The organism is Microcoleus sp. S13_B4, assembly GCF_036700885.1.
In the GTDB taxonomy this organism is placed as follows: Bacteria; Cyanobacteriota; Cyanobacteriia; order Cyanobacteriales; family Microcoleaceae; genus Microcoleus.
The window spans coordinates 1-16,863 of sequence record NZ_JAUBPU010000089.1; the positions used below are offsets into that span (position 1 = coordinate 1).

Below are 16,863 nucleotides of genomic sequence, written 5' to 3' on the forward strand. Positions count from 1 at the left end.
TCGCTGGCATTTATAATTATGAACTTTCTTTAAAGACTAAATTAGAGATCGCCTGAGACTTTCGCAAGAGGTCTAATAGTGAGCAACATTTATATCAGGTTCGCACAGGCGATCGCGGCTGGTTATCAGCGTCACAGACAGCACATTTGCATCAGCCAAAACTCGCAACAATTCAACATAGCGGCCATGGGGCTCAATAAATCTGCCTTGTCCATCTAGTGCGGGTTCTAAGTTATCAATTAACACACCTATTTTGCGAGTTTGAAGTTGCCGTTTTAGTCGCCGCAACATTTCCCAAAACTCTCGCCCTGGTTCTTCGTCAAAGTCTTGTTTCAGCCATCCTTCAATTACACTCTCTACAAGTTGGATGTTCTCTTTTTCCTTTGCCATCGGGAGGTGTATCACTAACTCAAAACCCTGAGAGTTGAAGTATTCCTCGGCCAACTTCGTTTTACCCACACCGCCCGCAGCTTGGATGACGATGATTTTTGCGCCTTGGTTGATATGGGTGTTGAGGCGGGCGATCGCCTCTTCCCGTCCCACAAAATTCTGGTTTGGTACTGAGGGATGTGCGATCGCCCCTTCAGCATCTACAAAATCCGAGTTTGACATTAACAACGTATGAGTTTTGACCGAAGCATGGTCATTCGCGTCTAGATTTAGCCCAAACGCTCTAAAAAGACTTTCAATCCTCACTTTGTCAGCCCCAGCCCGTCGATTCAATATATTAGAAACAGTATCACAAGATACAGAATATACCGACTCTTGATGTATTGCGGGATCGGTTAGATCGGATATAGCTTGGAATGTATGTCCGTCTGGAAATTTTTCTTTGATAGCATCGTAGATTTTCTTCCATCCTTTGTCAGTTAATATGCGACCGCGATCGCGTCTTGCCTTGTGTTGAGTCATATAATTGTGCGTCTTAACTCAGGATTGATAGATTTAGGTCTGCCTTGCGGTAGATAGCATATTTTTTTCAATTTTAAGGCAGTTAAGAACTTTAGTGTCTAAATATTCGATCGAATAAAGTCTCTCTGGCTCTGGCTTTACAGGATTTTGCCGGAAAACCTTAAGTCCGTTCTTAACTCCCTTTTCTCCCGACGACAAAACTTGATACTTATAGCAAGATTCTTTTAGATGGTCTTGTACAGCAATTTAAATAGATTTCAGTTACAGGTTTTGCTAACCCATGATTTCCCCACTCACTCAGGGAAAAATGGGTTAGGTGAAGCTCATAACTTTGGATTCTATTTTCAGTAAAAAATAGCACTCAACATTACAAAAGGAGTAACCGCAATGCCTTTACCAACAAATAGTTATGAATGGGATCGAGCTAGTGGCGATGATATTTTATTTGATGGAAACACATCTAATGGAGAAAGTTCATCTGAAGTCAAACAAGTCTTTACGAACTTATCTACAGCAGTTTTAGGGAAATCATATCCCATGACAGCGGGTTATGCCTACGACCAGGGTTACTACAATGGTTTTAAAAAATGGCACGCTGGCATTGATATCGGTGCTCAGGCAGGAACTTCAGTCCGAGCTCCAATTGGCGGTACAGTTGCTTGGACATCGTATTCCGCTAGTGATGGAGCATTTATCGGAGTTAATAGCAGTGATGGTCGTCAATGGGTTTACGGTCACTTGCAAGGAACTGGAAATTGGCGACAAGGAAGTTCTGTCAGTGCCGGCCAACTCCTGGGTCAAGTTGGCAATCAATCAGGGGCAAATCACTTACACCTTGAAGTTGAAAATGGTCACGCTTACGGAGGAACTAATGGCGCAAGTCCCAACCAAAATTTGATCTTGAATGCTACCATCAGTCCTCTTCAAGCTTATTCGGAGTTGAAGAACAATGGCAATAATGGAGGCGGTGTTACCCCTCCACCCCCGCCTTCAGGCGGCACAGTTTTCACTGGTGGGCCGGGAAATGACACCCTCTACGGGCGCAGCACCAACGACACTTTGATTGGTAATGGTGGCAACGACACCCTCTACGGTGAAACAGGTAACGACTATCTGAACGGTGGGGCGGGCAACGACTACCTCGACGGCTACGCCAGCTTCAATAGCCCCGATTTCGACACCTTAGAAGGAGGGACAGGGGCTGATACCTTCGTTCTGGGGAATACCCGTCAGGGGATGTTCTACCTAGGAAACGGTCAAGCCACGATTCTTGACTACAACTTCCGCGATGACTATATCCAGTTGCGCGGTAATGCCAGTCAGTATCGCCTCACCCGTCAGGGCAATGATACGCTCATACAAACTACGGGCGGAGATACGCTGGCTCTTGTCAAAAACGTGCCTGACCTGAGCTTTAATGTCACGTCTTCCCGTCGCGACTTTAATTTTGTTTAACTTCCTTCTGCGTAGCAAATAGTATCTTCGGCAAGATTAGAAACCTGTGACAGGGTGTAGCGCTAAATGCTTACACCCTTTTTTCTGATTACAGGATTTGAGACGAAATCAATGCGATATTTTTGGTAATTGTGGGTGAATTAATCCCACAGATAATCGCCCTTTCATTCATCTGCCTCCATCGTGACACGGGCGTCTCGCCTGTGCGACCCCAAGCTTTTAAGCTATAATAGTTGCGTAAAGTCGAGGTAAGTAAAAAAGTAACATGGATCAAACTTCTACAGTTACAATTAGCAATACATCTTATCAAACCCTCGCAGAAATCTCTGCACTCTCAGGAAAACCAATCGAAACAGTTCTCGAACAAGCAATAGAACAATACCGAAGACAACAGTTTTTAGCAGCAGCCAACCAAGCTTATCTTGCCTTACGCGATCGCCCAGAAGCTTGGCAAGAAGAAATTGAAGAACGGGAAGCTTGGGATATCACTTTAGAGGATGGTTTAGAATGACATCCGCAAAACCATCACGGGGTGATATATGGCTGATTGACTTGAACCCAACACGAGGAAGAGAGCAAGCTGGCAAGCGTCCCTGTCTAGTGACATCTGTAGATTTATTCAATCAGGGTGCTTCGGGATTAGTTGTCGTATTACCAGTCACATCGAAAGATAAAGGAATTCCCTGGCACGTCGAAGTTAACCCCCCAGAAGGAGGACTTAGACAGCGAAGTTTCATTAAATGTGAAGATGTGCGATCGATCAGTATAGAAAGATTTTTTGAACTGTGGGGTACAGTTTCTCCCACAACATTAATGATGGTAGAAGAAAGACTGCGTATTCTTTTGAATTTATAGCTAAAAAATATTTTTTTACCTTTCAGATAGATAAATCTCCCTTTCATTCCCCAGACTGAATTTGACTCCTCACCCACTGCCTAAACCCTCGAATCATCGACGTTTCCCCCACATCTTTTTGCGTTTCCAAAAATCCCATAATCTCAGAGGGCGACAAAAAAGGGAAGTGGGGAGAAACCTCCCGTTCTACATATTCCTGACCTTCTAAAAAATCATTAATATCCAACCAATAACAAATCACTAATCACTAATCACCAATCACCAAGGACTCCCAATCATCACAAAAGCCGACCAATAATAAGGATGCGACAACTTTAAATCCGCAAACCCTTGCAGCGAATTCGGCAACTCCACCCCCTCACCCCGACTCAAACCCCGCAATCGGCCACCCTCCAAACGCACATCTCCCCGCAACATCGCAATTTGCGCTTGTCGCAGCGCCGCCCCCTTAATTCGCGCTGTCTTCAACTGCTGGTAAAACTCACTCATCAATCCCAAAGTACCTTCATCACTCACGTACCACAAACTTCCCAAAGCCGTTTGCACCCCGGCTTCCAGCGCCAAACCCCCAAAACCCAACTCCGCCTGTGCATCTCCCACCGCAGTCCGACAAGCACTTAAAACTAACAGATTCACCTGCGGATCATTCAATCTCAAATCCCGCAATTGATCCAGTCGCAGCCGACTATTCCACAACTGAATAAAAGAATTATTCGGTACTCCTGGTCGAAATTCGCCGTGAGTAGCTAAGTGAATAATGCCAAAAGGCCGGCTTTGATGCTGTCGCTTCAAATTATCCAAAGTGAAACCCTCATTCAGAAAACTGACTCCCGGCCACTCTCGGGAAATAGCTGCTATTTCAGCAGGAACTGCAGGCAAAGGATTCAGCTCGGAAAATTCCGAGGCACCCATTGCTAAAACTTGAGAATTTCTGAGATCCACGTAGCGAGTATCTGTTAAATTAATGCTGGGCATCAGGCTGAGATTGTACTTTTCCACCAAAAATTGATGTCCGTCGTGCAAAGCAGCAAAGGGCATACCTCTCAAACCCCGATCGACCACAAAGGAAATAGTATCGGTTCCGCACTTTTTCAAACTGTCCTCTAAAGGCGCAATCATCCACTTATAAAGCTGTTGGGAAGATGGTAGATAACTCGTAGTAGCCCGCACTCCCGGTTTGGTAATCTCATCCCTGAACTGAGTGACAACTTTCAGCAGTTCTGCCCGGTTCGCAGCCGATACACTTTTGTGAACCACTTCACCGCAAGAATTTATTAGCATTAAATTTAATTCTTCCGGTTGCGAGAACAGATAAATTAAGCTGGGTTTCGTGCCCGTTTCTGCGCCCACGGATGCTAATTTTTTTTGAATTTCCTCTGGGGATACCAACTCGTTGCTGATGTTGATGCCGAAATATTCCCCGAATTCTTGGCTGAAAGATTTGTCCAGCAGAGACAAAGCTTCCGATATTTTGCCGGCCTCCAAATTCTTGCCGATGTCGCCGCGAAATGCTGACTGAATAACTGAATCTCTGATATTTGAATTGATGAAATTTCTCAGTCCTCTGGGAGATTGCATTTTTTCGGGCGGCATCCTGTCTCCCGGTTTTCCTATATCTCGCGATATTCTGTTTTGGTTCTGCCGCTGTTCGCGACTAAAGGGTTGGTTCGGATCGGGGAAAAGCGATCGCCCTCTATCAAATCGCGATCTATCCCTTGGTAATATGGGCGGCGAATTGGGATTATTGGGATTATTGGGATTATTGGGATTATTGGGATTATTAGGGCTATTGGGATTAGTTGGAATGTCGGGATTAGTTGGAATATCGCGATTAGTTGGAATGCCTGGATTAGTTGGAATGCCGGGATTAGTTGGAATGCCTGGATTAGTTGGAATGCCGGGATTAGTTGGAATGCCGGGATTAGTTGGAATGCCGGGATTAGTTGGAATGCCGGGATTAGTTGGAATGCCTGGATTAGTTGGAATGCCGGGATTAGTTGGAATGTCGGGATTGGTTGGTTGGTTGGTAGTGACGATCGCACTATTGCCTTGAGTGTAAGAATTTATGAAAGATTGCCCCTGAGTAATCGTACCCAAAGCATTGCTGGCGATCGCCCCAGCAGTACCGTTAGTCGTCGCATCTCCAACCGCAAAAGGTATCGGCGGATTGACATCGCCGCCGCCGTGGCGGATCGTAACTGTACCCGCTTGAGTGTCGCCAAGAGTCGAGACGCTAACAGGAGTGCCATTTTGGTCAACAGTACCCGTCACTCGAACTAAACCCGGAGTTGCGATCTCAACCTTACCGCCCGGAGCATTTATCGATGCAACACTGATATTATTTTGAGCGTTAAGATTTACTGTAGAAGTGCGATCGACCCTAACAACAGGATTAACATTTATTCGCCCAATTGCAATTTCGTTTCCAGCTAAAATTCCCACACTTTCGGCAGCACTTATATTACCAGTGCTGACTCTTCCCCTGCTGCTAGTGACATCAACTGCAACTCCCTGCAAGTCTCGTGAATTTACATCAAGCGGCGCGGTTAAATTGACATTTCCTGTTGTAGCGTTCGTATTGCCAATATTAATACTTCCCGTATTGCTAGTTACATTAACTCCAACTCCACGCAAATTTTGGGAATTTACATTACCAGAACTTGTCAAGTTGACATTTCCTGTTGTGGCGTCGATATTGCCAACATTAATACTTCCCGCATTGCTATTTACATTAACTATTCCTCCCAGCAAATTCCCGGAATTTACATTTAGCAGCGCTGTTAAATTGACAGTATTTGCTGTTGCTGTGGCGTTTTCAATATTAATACTTCCCGAAGTGCTATTTACATTAACTCTTGTTCCCAGCAAATTCCCGGAATTTACATTTCCCGAACCTATTATATTAATATTCCCAAGAGATGTAGTATTACCGATCGCAATATTTCCCTGATCGCTATTGACTTCAACGGTTCCACCTTGCAAACTCCCTGCATTTAAATCGTTGGATGCTCTCAAATTAATAGTACCCGTACCCGCGTTAATCGATGCAACATTAATATTAGTTTGGGCATCCAGATTTACTGTAGTAATGATGGGATTAACTGGATTTGTGGCGACAGGATTAACAGTTATTGCCCCTGTGTTGATTTCCTGTCCCGCTAGAATTCTGACATCTCCCGAAGTAGCGATCGCCCCCGTGTTAACACTCCCATTGCTGCTGCTAGCATTGACAGTCGCAGCGGTGAGATTGCCTACCGTTAAGTCCCTAAAAGCTGTCAAATTGATATTCTCAGTTGCTGTAATATTGACTGGTGTAGTATTAGGCACAATGATATTGGCATCAGTCAAAACTCCCAATGCCCCGGAGTTACTGGTAATATCAACATTAGATCCCTGCAAAGTCCCAAAATTCACATTGCCAAAAGCTCTGAGTTCGATCGCCCCGGAAGTCCCAGTATCGATCGACCCTGTTACTATATTGCCTCGAACAGTATTCAGACTAATACTGCCGTTGATATCAGCACGAGAAATGTCACTTGTCAATATAATATTGTCATTAGCTTGAATATTAATTATCGAACTAGACGTTAATCTGCCCCCAACTAGCACGGCCCCTTCCCTGCTTTCGAGATTAATTTGACCGCCGTTAATATCTCTAGTTGCGATAGTTCCCGGCGCTGACAAAATCACCGGCCCGCCAGCCGAAATATTTTCAACATAAATCAAATTATTCGACAAAATAGACGCAGGAGTAAATATTGCATCGTCACCTAAAGGATTAGGTTGTTCATTATCACCAGGAGTATCCCTAGGAGAATTAGGAACATTAGGAGAATTTGCCAGATTTTGCACTCCAGCCCGCAGAATTAAGGCCGGACTGCTGGTTAAAATAGCAATATCTGGATCGCCACTCACATTTTCCCTACCCAACGCAATATCGGGGCCGGTAATTGTAATATCCTCGCCAACAATACTCCCCTTCGCCTCGACTTTCAGCGAAACTCCGGTATAATCTCCAAAGAAAACATCTCCTTCCGAACTGATAATCGGGTCAAATAAACTCACGAAATTTCCCGGCATTCCCGACAAATTGCGAATCGAAAAATTGCCACCCGAAGCAAAGTGAGAGTCCCCCGAAATAACGCCGTTGCTAACCAAACTCAAGTTGCCGCCGCTTTGGAATTGCGGGGGAAGAGATAAGCCGCCGATCGCATTTTGAGTGAGAATGTCGATCGTGCGCTCGCCCTGAATGTATAAATTCCCCCCAGCCTGCGCCAAAAAAGGATTCTGGGCGCTGTCCCTGACCCGCACCGCATCCCCACCCAGCAAACTCAAATCCCCGATAGTTTGCAGCCTAGCGCCCGCTAACGTGAGATTTTCCGCAGCCCATAAATTCGCACTTCCCGCATTCAACTGCGGCAGCCCAGACACATTAGCAGCAATCGCCACATCCCCAGAATTCACCTGCAAACCAGAACCCACAAGCCGCACAGAACCGTCATCCGCAACCGCAACACCCGCCGCCTGATTTTGCCCAGTACCTGTCAGCAACTGCGGCAAAGAAACAGGATTTAAAGTCTGTTGAGAATTGCCAAAATTTCCGCCCGTTGCTATTTCCAAACTCAACAAATGCCCCGGTTGACTAATGCGGAGAACCCGATCTCCCCCAACAGCAGCAACAGTAATTTGCCCGCCCGGGGCCGACAACTGCCCGGTACTAACAACCGTACCGCCAAGCAAAGCCAAATTTTGCCCAGGAGTCACCGCTAAATTACCGGCATTAACAATACTTCCCGGTACACCCGCACTAAAATAAAAAGCATTTGGCGTACCAACCAAGGCGCTAAAATTATTTGTACCCGCAGCATTAAACCAATTTGAACCAAAACCGACACCAGTAGCAGTAGTTGCAGTAAAAGCCGCCGGCACATTCAAACTCGCGTTAGGGCCAAACACAATCCCCGCAGGATTAATTAGAAAAAGATTAGAATTGCCGCCCGTGACAGTAATTAAACCGTTAATTAGCGAAGCGTCCCCGCCAGCAATTCGAGCTAATATATTCTGAATAGCCGAATTAGTCAGAAAATTAGCAATTTGACCTTCATTCAAGCCAAACTGCCCAAAACTGTGAAAAAGATTCGCGCCATCTCCCGACAAACTGCCGCCGTTGATATCATAACGGTTGCCGCTGGGGGTGACAACAGTACCCGTACCGTCAGCAGCAGGCACTATGGGCTGTGCTTGCGCGAAAGTATTAAAAATTAACAAAGAAAAGGGACAAATAAATAGCGCAACCTTTTTAATCTTTAAGTTGGCATTTTTCATAGCAGCAAGTAAAACTATCGCAATTGCCTTAATTATGGCACTTGCAAACAACTTACCTGTAAATAACAAATTAATTCGCTCATGACAACTCCCAAAATCAAAAGCCTCTACACAGACGGCGCTTGTTCCGGCAACCCAGGCCCAGGTGGCTGGGGTGCAGTAGTTTGCTTCGCCGACGGCAACTGTCACGAACTCGGGGGTGGAGACCCCCAAACTACTAACAACCGCATGGAAATGCAGGCCGCCGTCGCTGCGCTGGAATTTTTTGCCAATTCCGGTCAAACCGAACCAGTCACCGTTTACACCGACAGCGAATACGTTAAAAACGGCATCACTAAATGGATTCAAGGCTGGAAAAATAAAGGCTGGAAAACCTCAACGGGCAAAGATGTTGTCAACCAAGACCTCTGGCATCTGCTAGACAAGCTGAATTCCCGACAAATCCAGTGGGAACACGTCCGAGGTCACTCCGGCGACTTCTACAACGACAGATGCGATGAAATCGCCCGCAGCTTCTCGCACAATCTCACTCCCGAACTGCAACAGCAGAAACCAACTGGAGACGAGGCCGGGGCGGGCACGGGGGCACAGCCCCTACACTTTGACAACACAATTGTTTCGGAAGAAACGGACGCAACTGGTAACAAAACGATAGAATCCTATGTCATAACTTCTGACCTTCCGAGCTCCAACTCTACCATGATGGATTCAACTGCCGATACCCTGGAGAACTTGCCCCGCGAGGTGAGGGTTCAAGACCTCCGCAATCTGATCGAAACGTTGCACATCGCCGACGAGGTTGCGACCAAAGGCTACTTGATTACCAGTTCTGAACTGGCTGATTTGATGGATGTAAATGCCAGCGCTGTCACCAGTCGTGGAGACAACTGGGTTTGGCGAAATTGGGTAGTTTCGCGGGTGCGGCGCGAGGGCAACCAAATTCTCTGGCAATTAGAGAGAATCGACCACGTTAGTACAACTGATTAGTGGTTAGTCATGAGTTATTAGTTGATTAATAACTGATGACTAATGACTGTCTCAAAGCAAGATTTGGCCAAATTCCGTAGGGACACAACATTAGTTGTGTCCTTTTGGTCATCAGTTTACTAAACAAACTACTTAACATCAGTCCCAGTTAAAATAAAGAATCCAACTGTAAACTCGTGCTCAAAACCCTCATAAAATCAGTGATTTTGCATCTAAAATCTCAAATCGAAAATCTAAAATAGCATGAGTATCAGCTTGCGAACAGTCACTGCTACCAGATATGTCACTCCCTTGCGCGAGGGCGGGTCGCTACCCGCGATCGTCGAAGCAGATGATGATGGTATGTACGTGCTCAAATTTCGCGGTGCGGGCCAGGGAGCCAAATCTCTGATCGCCGAGTTAGTGGCGGGAGAGATTGCTCGCGCCGCCGGACTCCCAATCCCCGAACTCGTCTTTGTTGAACTCGAGCCCGAACTGGCTCGCACTGAGCCTGACCCGGAAATTCAAGATTTGATCCGAGCAAGTGCTGGCCTCAACCTCGCCCTCGACTATCTCCCGGGCTCCATCACCTTTGACCCGATAGCGGGGAAGTCCGAGGCGGATTTGGCCTCAGAAATCGTCTGGTTCGATGCTTTTGTGACCAACATCGATCGCACGCCACGCAATGCAAATATGCTGGTATGGCACCGCCGGCTTTGGCTGATCGATCACGGTGCAGCCCTCTACTTCCACCACACCTGGAAAGATTATCTCTCGCGCAGCCGCGATCGTTTTCCGCCAATCAAAGACCACGTTCTGCTGCGTTTTGCGAGCACGCTGGAAGCGGCAAATTCAAAGATGACTCAAACGCTAACGCCGGACATCATTCGCAACATCGTTAAACTAATTCCTGATGCTTGGCTGGTGGGAGATTCTCCTTTCAGCGATAGCAATCAACATCGCAATGCTTATATCGAGTACCTGCTAAAGCGGCTAGAATCACCACATATTTTTTTGGAGGAAGCGATTAGTGCCCGATCGATTTCTTTATGATTATGCCATTATCCGCGTTGTTCCCAAAGTCGAGCGCGAGGAGTTTATCAACGTGGGGGCGATCGTTTCTTGCGGTACGAAAAAATTCCTCGAAGCCCGTATCGAAATTGATGAACAGCGCTTGATGGCGATCGACTCAACGTTGGATCTGGAAATGATTCGCAATCACCTAGCAGTCATTCCCATCATTTGTGCAGGCGGCAAGGAATCTGGCGCGATCGGTCAACTTCCCCACAGAGAGCGCTTTCACTGGCTCGTAGCACCCCGCAGCACGATCGTTCAGACATCGCGGGTACACACTGGTTTTTGCCAGAATCTACCGGGTGCGATCGAACACTTGCTCGATACAATGGTGCGATCGTCAAGCCGAAAACCATCTGTACAGGCTCAGTTGCTAGCGGTTGGAAATGACACTCACGAGATGCGATCGCACTCTAGTTAGCGTCAGCTTGTCGGTTAGATGTGGCTTTGAGCTTGGTGGGCGATCTATCGATTTCCGAAAACAGCCCGAATAGAAGCATCCTCAAGCTGTTTTAGCTAAAAATGAGAACGCCTGAACAAGAGTCTTGACCGATAACTTTTCTAAAGTGTTAGCAGCAGTTTCGCAAGGTAGAAAGATGATGCAAATTGAACAGACAAATATGACTTTCCCTCTCTGGGGTTTAGCAATTTTCATCCTGTGGACGATCGCAGTTGTTATCCTGCTGCTAACAGTCAGGATTCGGCATCTATCTGCGGGCGGATCAGTAAAAGATTTCGGCACACAAAACGACGACAGCTTGCTTTGGCGACTATTTCGAGTACAATCCAACTTGATAGAAAACCTGCCCTTGTATTTGGGAGTTGTTTTTCTTCTAACAGTTAGGGGTGTTTCAGGAACAGCAGTAGATTTGCTGATTGTTGTGTACATTCTATTTCGGCTTGTACATTCAGCGATTCACATCGCTGGCCTCGATCCAAAGTTTCGGTTGTTCAGCTTAGTAATTCAGTTAAGCTGCTTGGTCGCCTTAACTATTATGGCAGTTTTCTAGTTGATAAATTACGCACTGATCACCTATATATAGTAGGGTGCGTCAGGGGCAAATCCTAATTGTTTCGTATACAGCGTAAGTCAGACGCACCTTACAAGTCGATCGCCCCTGTGACATTAATGCCTGTGATTTGGCTAAATTATCGAAGTTTATGAACCGAATATCTCGTGCGATCGCTGTTGTTTTAATTGTATTAGGCTGCATTACTTTTGTTTTAGTTCAGCCACCGCAATCAGCCTTAACCCTGCCACCTCCAGTGCAAGAATCTCCACGACGCGGAGGAGATGTTGCTCAAACAATGAATTTTGGACGGCACTTTCAAGAACTAGGAGTTGAAGGCTCGATCGCCATTTACGACTTGAATAGCGATCGGCTTTATCAACACAACCCGCAGCGTAACGCCACAGCTTTTGTACCTGCATCTACATTTAAGATTCTCAACTCTCTGATTTCCTTAGAAACCGGGGCGATTTCAGATGAGATTGCCGTTCTAACATGGGATGGAATTCAAAGGCAAATTCCCGCATGGAATCGAGACTTGAATATGAGAGAAGCCATAAAACTTTCCGCCGTTTGGTTTTACCAAGTTCTCGCCCGCCGAGTCGGACACGAGCAAATGCAAAAATGGGTAGCTAAAGTCGGTTATGGCAACCAAAAAATCGGTAACAAAGACGATATTGACAAATTCTGGTTAGAGGGAGAACTGCGAATCACACCCAACGAGCAAATTCAGTTTCTCCGCCGTCTCTACAAAAATGACTTACCCTTTTCTGAGCGATCGCTGTCTCTGGTTAAAGACATCATAATTGTTGAACAAACTCCCGATTACACAATTAGAGCCAAAACAGGCTGGGCAAATTTTGGAGAACAAACAAAGCCTCAAATTGGCTGGTATGTAGGTTATTTAGAAAAGTATAAAAATGTTTACTTTTTTGCTACAAACATTGACATCCGCAACAATAATGACGGAGCTGCAAGAATCGAGTTGACGCGCCGTTGCTTCAAGGATCTGGCGCTGCTGTAAGTGCATTATTTGTTCTCTAATATTCGCAAAAACGCCAGCGGATAGGCTAACGGTGACAGCCAAAACACCCATTTATTGGATACCTGAGTTCGATCGTAGGAAGCCGAGTCTTTTAAATCTTTTAGAACTTACGCAATTGGCACATATATATAGTTGCTATAGTGCTATGTATCATTTCTCGCAGCAAGGCGACAATCATCTAAGAGAGCATTAAGTTCTTCAACGACTAGCCAGGGGTTTCGACCTTTCAAACAAGCTACGATGGCTGCTTCATAGGGATTTCTGCCAGTTTTTTTTACTGCTGCGATCGCCTGTTTGTTAGACAATCCCCGCGCGCTGACCAACCAAGCAGCCAAAACCTGTCCTGTACGTCCGATCCCCCCAGAACAGTGAACTACCACCCGTTCGCCTTTGCTATTTGCAGATTCCAAAAATGGCAATATGCGATCGATTAAAATATCGTGATCGACCAATTCAAAGTCTGCAATCGGCGCCCAGCAAACTCGATCGCACCCAAATATTTTCCGATATGTTCCCAGTAAATCATTGTAGCGGATGAGTTGGGTCTGAGCCAGCAAGCAGCAAACTTGCTTGATATTATGCCCCTGCATAAATTCAATCCAGCGAGCAACTTCTGCATCGCGGTATCCTGGTCTGGCTGCACCAAACACAATTAATTCATTCTCTGAAGCCACAGCGAATTTGTGCATACTATTTTCAATATTTTTACCTATAATTAAGAAAGACGCACAAATCCTGAATCAACAGTGAAAAACAACAGCTCGATCGGTTTAATGAACTGGCTGCAACCCAAACCCGAAACCGTTTTGTTATGCGACTCAAGTGCAGCAGCTTCTGACATGGCATTTATGCTCAACGGTGAGTGGGATGGGTGCAATAGTTTAGTCCTCCCTAAATGCGACAAAGTAGCAATTGAAGCAGCCGCCCGTTTGCTGGAGACATCGTGGTGCTACCAAAATACTTGCGAACCGGTTTTAATGCGGCTGGAAGCTGACGAATTGCTGCGCCGTTATGCGATCGGAGACAGGTTTTTTATTAATGCTAACTTGCGATGCGCGCAATTGATCGAACTTTGCTTGGAAAACATTGATTTGAGTTATGCTAAATTAAATTTGGCTAACCTCAGCGGCACTAATTTAAGCAAAGCAAACTTAATGGCATCACAGATGCCAGCAGCAAATTTGAGTGGCTGTAACTTGAGTAAATCGCAACTTGTGAGGGCGAATTTATCAGGAGCAAATTTATCGGATGCTAATCTGAAAGGTGCTGATTTGAGTTATGCAGATTTAAGCAATGTTTGTTTAACAGGTGCGGATTTAAGAGGTGCAAATTTAGCTAGAACAGACTTAAGAAAAATAAGCTTAGATGGGGCGATAGTTGAGTAATATCAACTCCCGCTTAAATACTTTTTCTCACACCCTCTGGGTACATCCTGTCAACATTTATCTGTGTTAATCCGCGTACATCCGCCCCTATCTGCGGTTAAAGTTCCAAAGTAATTAACTGAGCAATTTCTTCAGTCTGAAAACCTACAGCCATAGGCTTTTCCACTGTCGGAATCACTTGCACATCATAGAGTTCTGTGACAATTCCTTCAAACCGCAACCAGTGAACGATCGCCCCCGTAGTCAAATCAATCACAATCATACCACAGCGAGCCTCAGCATCCTTTGCCAGCAACAACTCATCCAATTCTAAACCGCTAAAAGTGTTGTCACCTCCCCGAGGTTTCGAGAGTCCAACAATTGCCCAATTTTGCCAAAATGCTAGTCCTCGGACATATCCCGGACAAAACGTAATTGCCTCAAATTTCCCTGTGTCTAAATCCACATATCCTAATTCTCCTCTCCCCGAATTCAGCAACCACAACTTGTCTTGATACCAGCGGGGCGAGTGTGGCATTGACAATCCTGTAACGATAATATCATTTGATGCTACATCAATAACTATACCGCCGTTTTGTCTGCGATCGCGCCAGCCATCCACCACATCCGACTGACTCGACGCTGTGACATATTTAGCCTCCCCCCCCACCATTGCCAAACCGTTGAGGTGACAGCGGTCTTCGTTGATATATTGTGAGATAAAACCTGGTTTCCAGAGAGGTTTGCAACTGTGGCGATCGCTCAAAGTAGCGATACAATTAAACAAAGTGCTCATAAAAATGATTTGATTATTTTTATCGACAGCAATATCGTGAATGTCGATATCTCCTGTAGTATAACCGATTCTTGGTATATATAATTTATCGTATCCTTGGTATGATTTCCCGGATTCTAAGACATTATCTAATAGCCAGAGTTGATATTTAGAACTTAAATAAATGCGTTCCGGCGTGCAGAAAAGCCCCATTGCGCGATCGAATATTCGCCAAAAAGCCGAGATTCTGTTCGTTTCTGGCACAGCACCAATTAACATTAACCTGCTGGTTTGATAGGTGGTGCAGGCGAGGCTGATTTGTTGAGAGGTTAACCAAGAGGGAAAATCGCGATCGCCAAAAATCTCGTATTCTTGGACTGTATTAAAAGTGGCTTGTTCGTTATTCATAGAATCTAGAGGCATATCTTTATATATCTTAAATGTAGCGATCGTAATTCCCTCGCCTTGCGGGTTTTATCCATCCTACTTGACCCAAATCAACATTCATCTGCGTCTATCAGCGTACATCCGCCACCTTCTGCGATTTAAATTCCCAAGTAATTCTGTACTCATGGCAAAGATCCGACTTTTCCGACTTTACGATCCGACTTTTCCGACTTATAAAGGCAGAGTCCGGAAGCAATGATAGAGATAGGGAAAGTCAACCCACGATGTCTAGATTGTAAAGATATCGTAAACCTGGATGTTGTATTACGAACTGTTAAATAAAAATCTGCTATAAAAGATATGTCTTTAGTATGATACATTTAAGTTGAAACCACCCATTCCCACGCGAGGTCAGTGAAAGCTCACTTCATATCAGGACTACCCCGATCGGGCTCTACTTTACTGGCAGGATTACTCCGGCAAAATCCGCGATTTCACGCCGCTATGACCTCCCCTGTCGGGGGTTTAGTTGATCGAATGTTGGAAGCCATGAGCGAAGATAATGAGTTTTCCGTGTTCATTTCCTCTGAACAAAAACGGGCACTGATTATGAGCATCTTTTCAGCTTATTACCACCCGCAAGCTGAAAAAGAAGTGATCTTCGACACCAATCGTCTTTGGTGCAGCAAATTGCCATTAATTCTGGAACTATTTCCCGAAGCAAAAGTAATCTGTTGTGTCAGAAATATCGCGTGGATTATGGACAGCATCGAGCTACTGATTCGGCGCAACGCCTTTGATGTTTCCAGGTTATTTAATAATCCAGCGGAACGGGCTACAGTTTATAGCCGCACCGAAGCATTAAGCCAAGGTTCCCGTTTAGTGGGTTATGCTTATAACGCTCTTAAAGAAGCATTTTATAGCGAGCAGAGTGGATCTCTTCTACTGGTAGATTACGATTTATTAACCATAAAGCCGGCTAAAACAATGTCGCTGATTTATCAATTTCTCGGGGAAGAGCTTTTTGAGCATGATTTCGAGAATGTTCAATATCAAGAACCTGAATTTGATAATAAGCTGAAAACACAAGGGTTACATCAAGTGCGTGCCCAAGTCGAGTTTAAACCGAGAAAAACGATTTTACCTCCCGACTTGTTTGAGCGATTTGATAGCTTATCTTTTTGGACAGATTCAACAAATAGTCGTGCTAGTGCGATTGTAGCGAAAGCTCAATAAACCGTCAAACCTTAGCCTCTAGATCCCCCCTAACCCCCCTTAAAAAGGGGGGGACTGGAGCATTCAAAGTCCCCCTTCTTAAGGGGGATTTAGGGGGATCGAAACTTAAATGTAAACCATAGATATCAAGAATTTCAGCAATTATGGACTCATCAACTGCCAACAAGCAAATTATTTTCGTTGACTCTTCTGTACAGAATTATCAAAACTTAAGAGAGGGCGCAGATGCTAACGCCAAAATAGTCGTTTTAGATGACGAGCGTAGTGGCATTGAACAGATTACCTAAGCACTCGCTAGTGAAAGTGGCATTGAAGCTGTTCATGTACTTTCTCACGGCAACCAAGGCAGTTTAAAACTCGGTGCAGACGTACTCAATGGGAAGGGAGCGTGTCACTTTTGTGATGAGTAAAAATACTTAAGCAGCTTTTGGTGATTTACCAATTAAGCCGTTTAAGTAA

Annotated in this window: 15 protein-coding genes and 1 pseudogene; 11 read left to right on the forward strand and 5 right to left on the reverse strand. The window is 45.3% G+C overall.

From position 1 onward, the window contains the following. Positions 1–72: 72 nt before the first annotated feature. Complete coding sequence (locus tag QT994_RS25870; protein WP_333179682.1) at positions 73–912, reverse strand: NB-ARC domain-containing protein; 840 nt, start codon at positions 910–912, stop codon at positions 73–75. 387 nt (positions 913–1,299) lie between these two features. On the opposite strand from QT994_RS25870, the gene QT994_RS25875 reads away from it, so the two are divergent. From QT994_RS25875 to QT994_RS25885, 3 genes are all read left to right on the forward strand, one after another. Further along, positions 1,300–2,367 carry a peptidoglycan DD-metalloendopeptidase family protein gene (locus tag QT994_RS25875; protein ID WP_333179686.1) on the forward strand — a complete coding sequence of 356 codons (1,068 nt, stop codon included), beginning with the start codon at positions 1,300–1,302 and terminating at the stop codon, positions 2,365–2,367. 265 nt (positions 2,368–2,632) lie between these two features. Beyond that, on the forward strand, positions 2,633–2,878 hold the full coding sequence (locus tag QT994_RS25880) for a hypothetical protein (RefSeq protein ID WP_333179689.1): 246 nt from the start codon (positions 2,633–2,635) through the stop codon (positions 2,876–2,878). Next, entirely contained in the window at positions 2,875–3,222 is a 348-nt protein-coding gene (locus tag QT994_RS25885) for a type II toxin-antitoxin system PemK/MazF family toxin (protein WP_333179692.1), read from the forward strand. The genes QT994_RS25880 and QT994_RS25885 overlap by 4 nt, the downstream gene beginning before the upstream one ends. A gap of 43 nt (positions 3,223–3,265) precedes the next feature. Here QT994_RS25885 and QT994_RS25890 read toward each other — a convergent pair whose 3' ends face one another. Together QT994_RS25890 and QT994_RS25895 are read right to left on the reverse strand one after the other, a co-directional pair. Next, positions 3,266–3,463, reverse strand: coding sequence for a hypothetical protein (locus QT994_RS25890; RefSeq protein WP_333179695.1), 198 nt, complete (start codon positions 3,461–3,463; stop codon positions 3,266–3,268). Between the two features lie 17 nt (positions 3,464–3,480). Further along, positions 3,481–8,547, reverse strand: coding sequence for a CHAT domain-containing protein (locus tag QT994_RS25895; RefSeq protein WP_333179696.1), 5,067 nt, complete (start codon positions 8,545–8,547; stop codon positions 3,481–3,483). A gap of 81 nt (positions 8,548–8,628) precedes the next feature. Between QT994_RS25895 and rnhA the strand changes: the two genes are divergently transcribed. From rnhA to blaOXA, 5 genes are all read left to right on the forward strand, one after another. Further along, positions 8,629–9,534 carry a ribonuclease HI gene (gene rnhA, locus QT994_RS25900; protein WP_333179699.1) on the forward strand — a complete coding sequence of 302 codons (906 nt, stop codon included), beginning with the start codon at positions 8,629–8,631 and terminating at the stop codon, positions 9,532–9,534. Positions 9,535–9,777: 243 nt separating this feature from the next. Beyond that, complete coding sequence (locus tag QT994_RS25905; RefSeq protein ID WP_333179702.1) at positions 9,778–10,566, forward strand: HipA family kinase; 789 nt, start codon at positions 9,778–9,780, stop codon at positions 10,564–10,566. After that, positions 10,544–11,008 (forward strand): DUF3037 domain-containing protein, encoded by a 465-nt coding sequence (locus QT994_RS25910; RefSeq protein ID WP_333179705.1) that lies wholly within the window; start codon positions 10,544–10,546, stop codon positions 11,006–11,008. The genes QT994_RS25905 and QT994_RS25910 overlap by 23 nt, the downstream gene beginning before the upstream one ends. A 175-nt stretch (positions 11,009–11,183) precedes the next feature. Then, positions 11,184–11,597, forward strand: coding sequence for an MAPEG family protein (locus QT994_RS25915; RefSeq protein WP_333179707.1), 414 nt, complete (start codon positions 11,184–11,186; stop codon positions 11,595–11,597). A 151-nt stretch (positions 11,598–11,748) separates the two neighbouring features. Beyond that, positions 11,749–12,621 carry a class D beta-lactamase gene (gene blaOXA, locus QT994_RS25920; protein ID WP_333179709.1) on the forward strand — a complete coding sequence of 291 codons (873 nt, stop codon included), beginning with the start codon at positions 11,749–11,751 and terminating at the stop codon, positions 12,619–12,621. Positions 12,622–12,785: 164 nt separating this feature from the next. Here blaOXA and QT994_RS25925 read toward each other — a convergent pair whose 3' ends face one another. Further along, entirely contained in the window at positions 12,786–13,331 is a 546-nt protein-coding gene (locus QT994_RS25925; RefSeq protein ID WP_333179711.1) for a dual specificity protein phosphatase family protein, read from the reverse strand. A gap of 57 nt (positions 13,332–13,388) precedes the next feature. On the opposite strand from QT994_RS25925, the gene QT994_RS25930 reads away from it, so the two are divergent. Continuing rightward, a complete protein-coding gene (locus tag QT994_RS25930; protein ID WP_333179714.1) occupies positions 13,389–14,027 on the forward strand; it encodes a pentapeptide repeat-containing protein in 639 nt (212 codons plus the stop codon). Positions 14,028–14,124: 97 nt separating this feature from the next. On the opposite strand, the gene QT994_RS25935 is transcribed toward QT994_RS25930, so the two are convergent. Next, entirely contained in the window at positions 14,125–15,189 is a 1,065-nt protein-coding gene (locus tag QT994_RS25935) for a TIGR03032 family protein (protein ID WP_333179716.1), read from the reverse strand. A 393-nt stretch (positions 15,190–15,582) separates the two neighbouring features. Here QT994_RS25935 and QT994_RS25940 point away from each other — a divergent pair, with 393 nt between their 5' ends. Together QT994_RS25940 and QT994_RS25945 are read left to right on the forward strand one after the other, a co-directional pair. Further along, positions 15,583–16,404, forward strand: coding sequence for a sulfotransferase (locus QT994_RS25940; RefSeq protein WP_333179719.1), 822 nt, complete (start codon positions 15,583–15,585; stop codon positions 16,402–16,404). A gap of 143 nt (positions 16,405–16,547) precedes the next feature. After that, positions 16,548–16,814: pseudogene (locus tag QT994_RS25945) on the forward strand (DUF4347 domain-containing protein). Positions 16,815–16,863 lie beyond the last annotated feature (49 nt).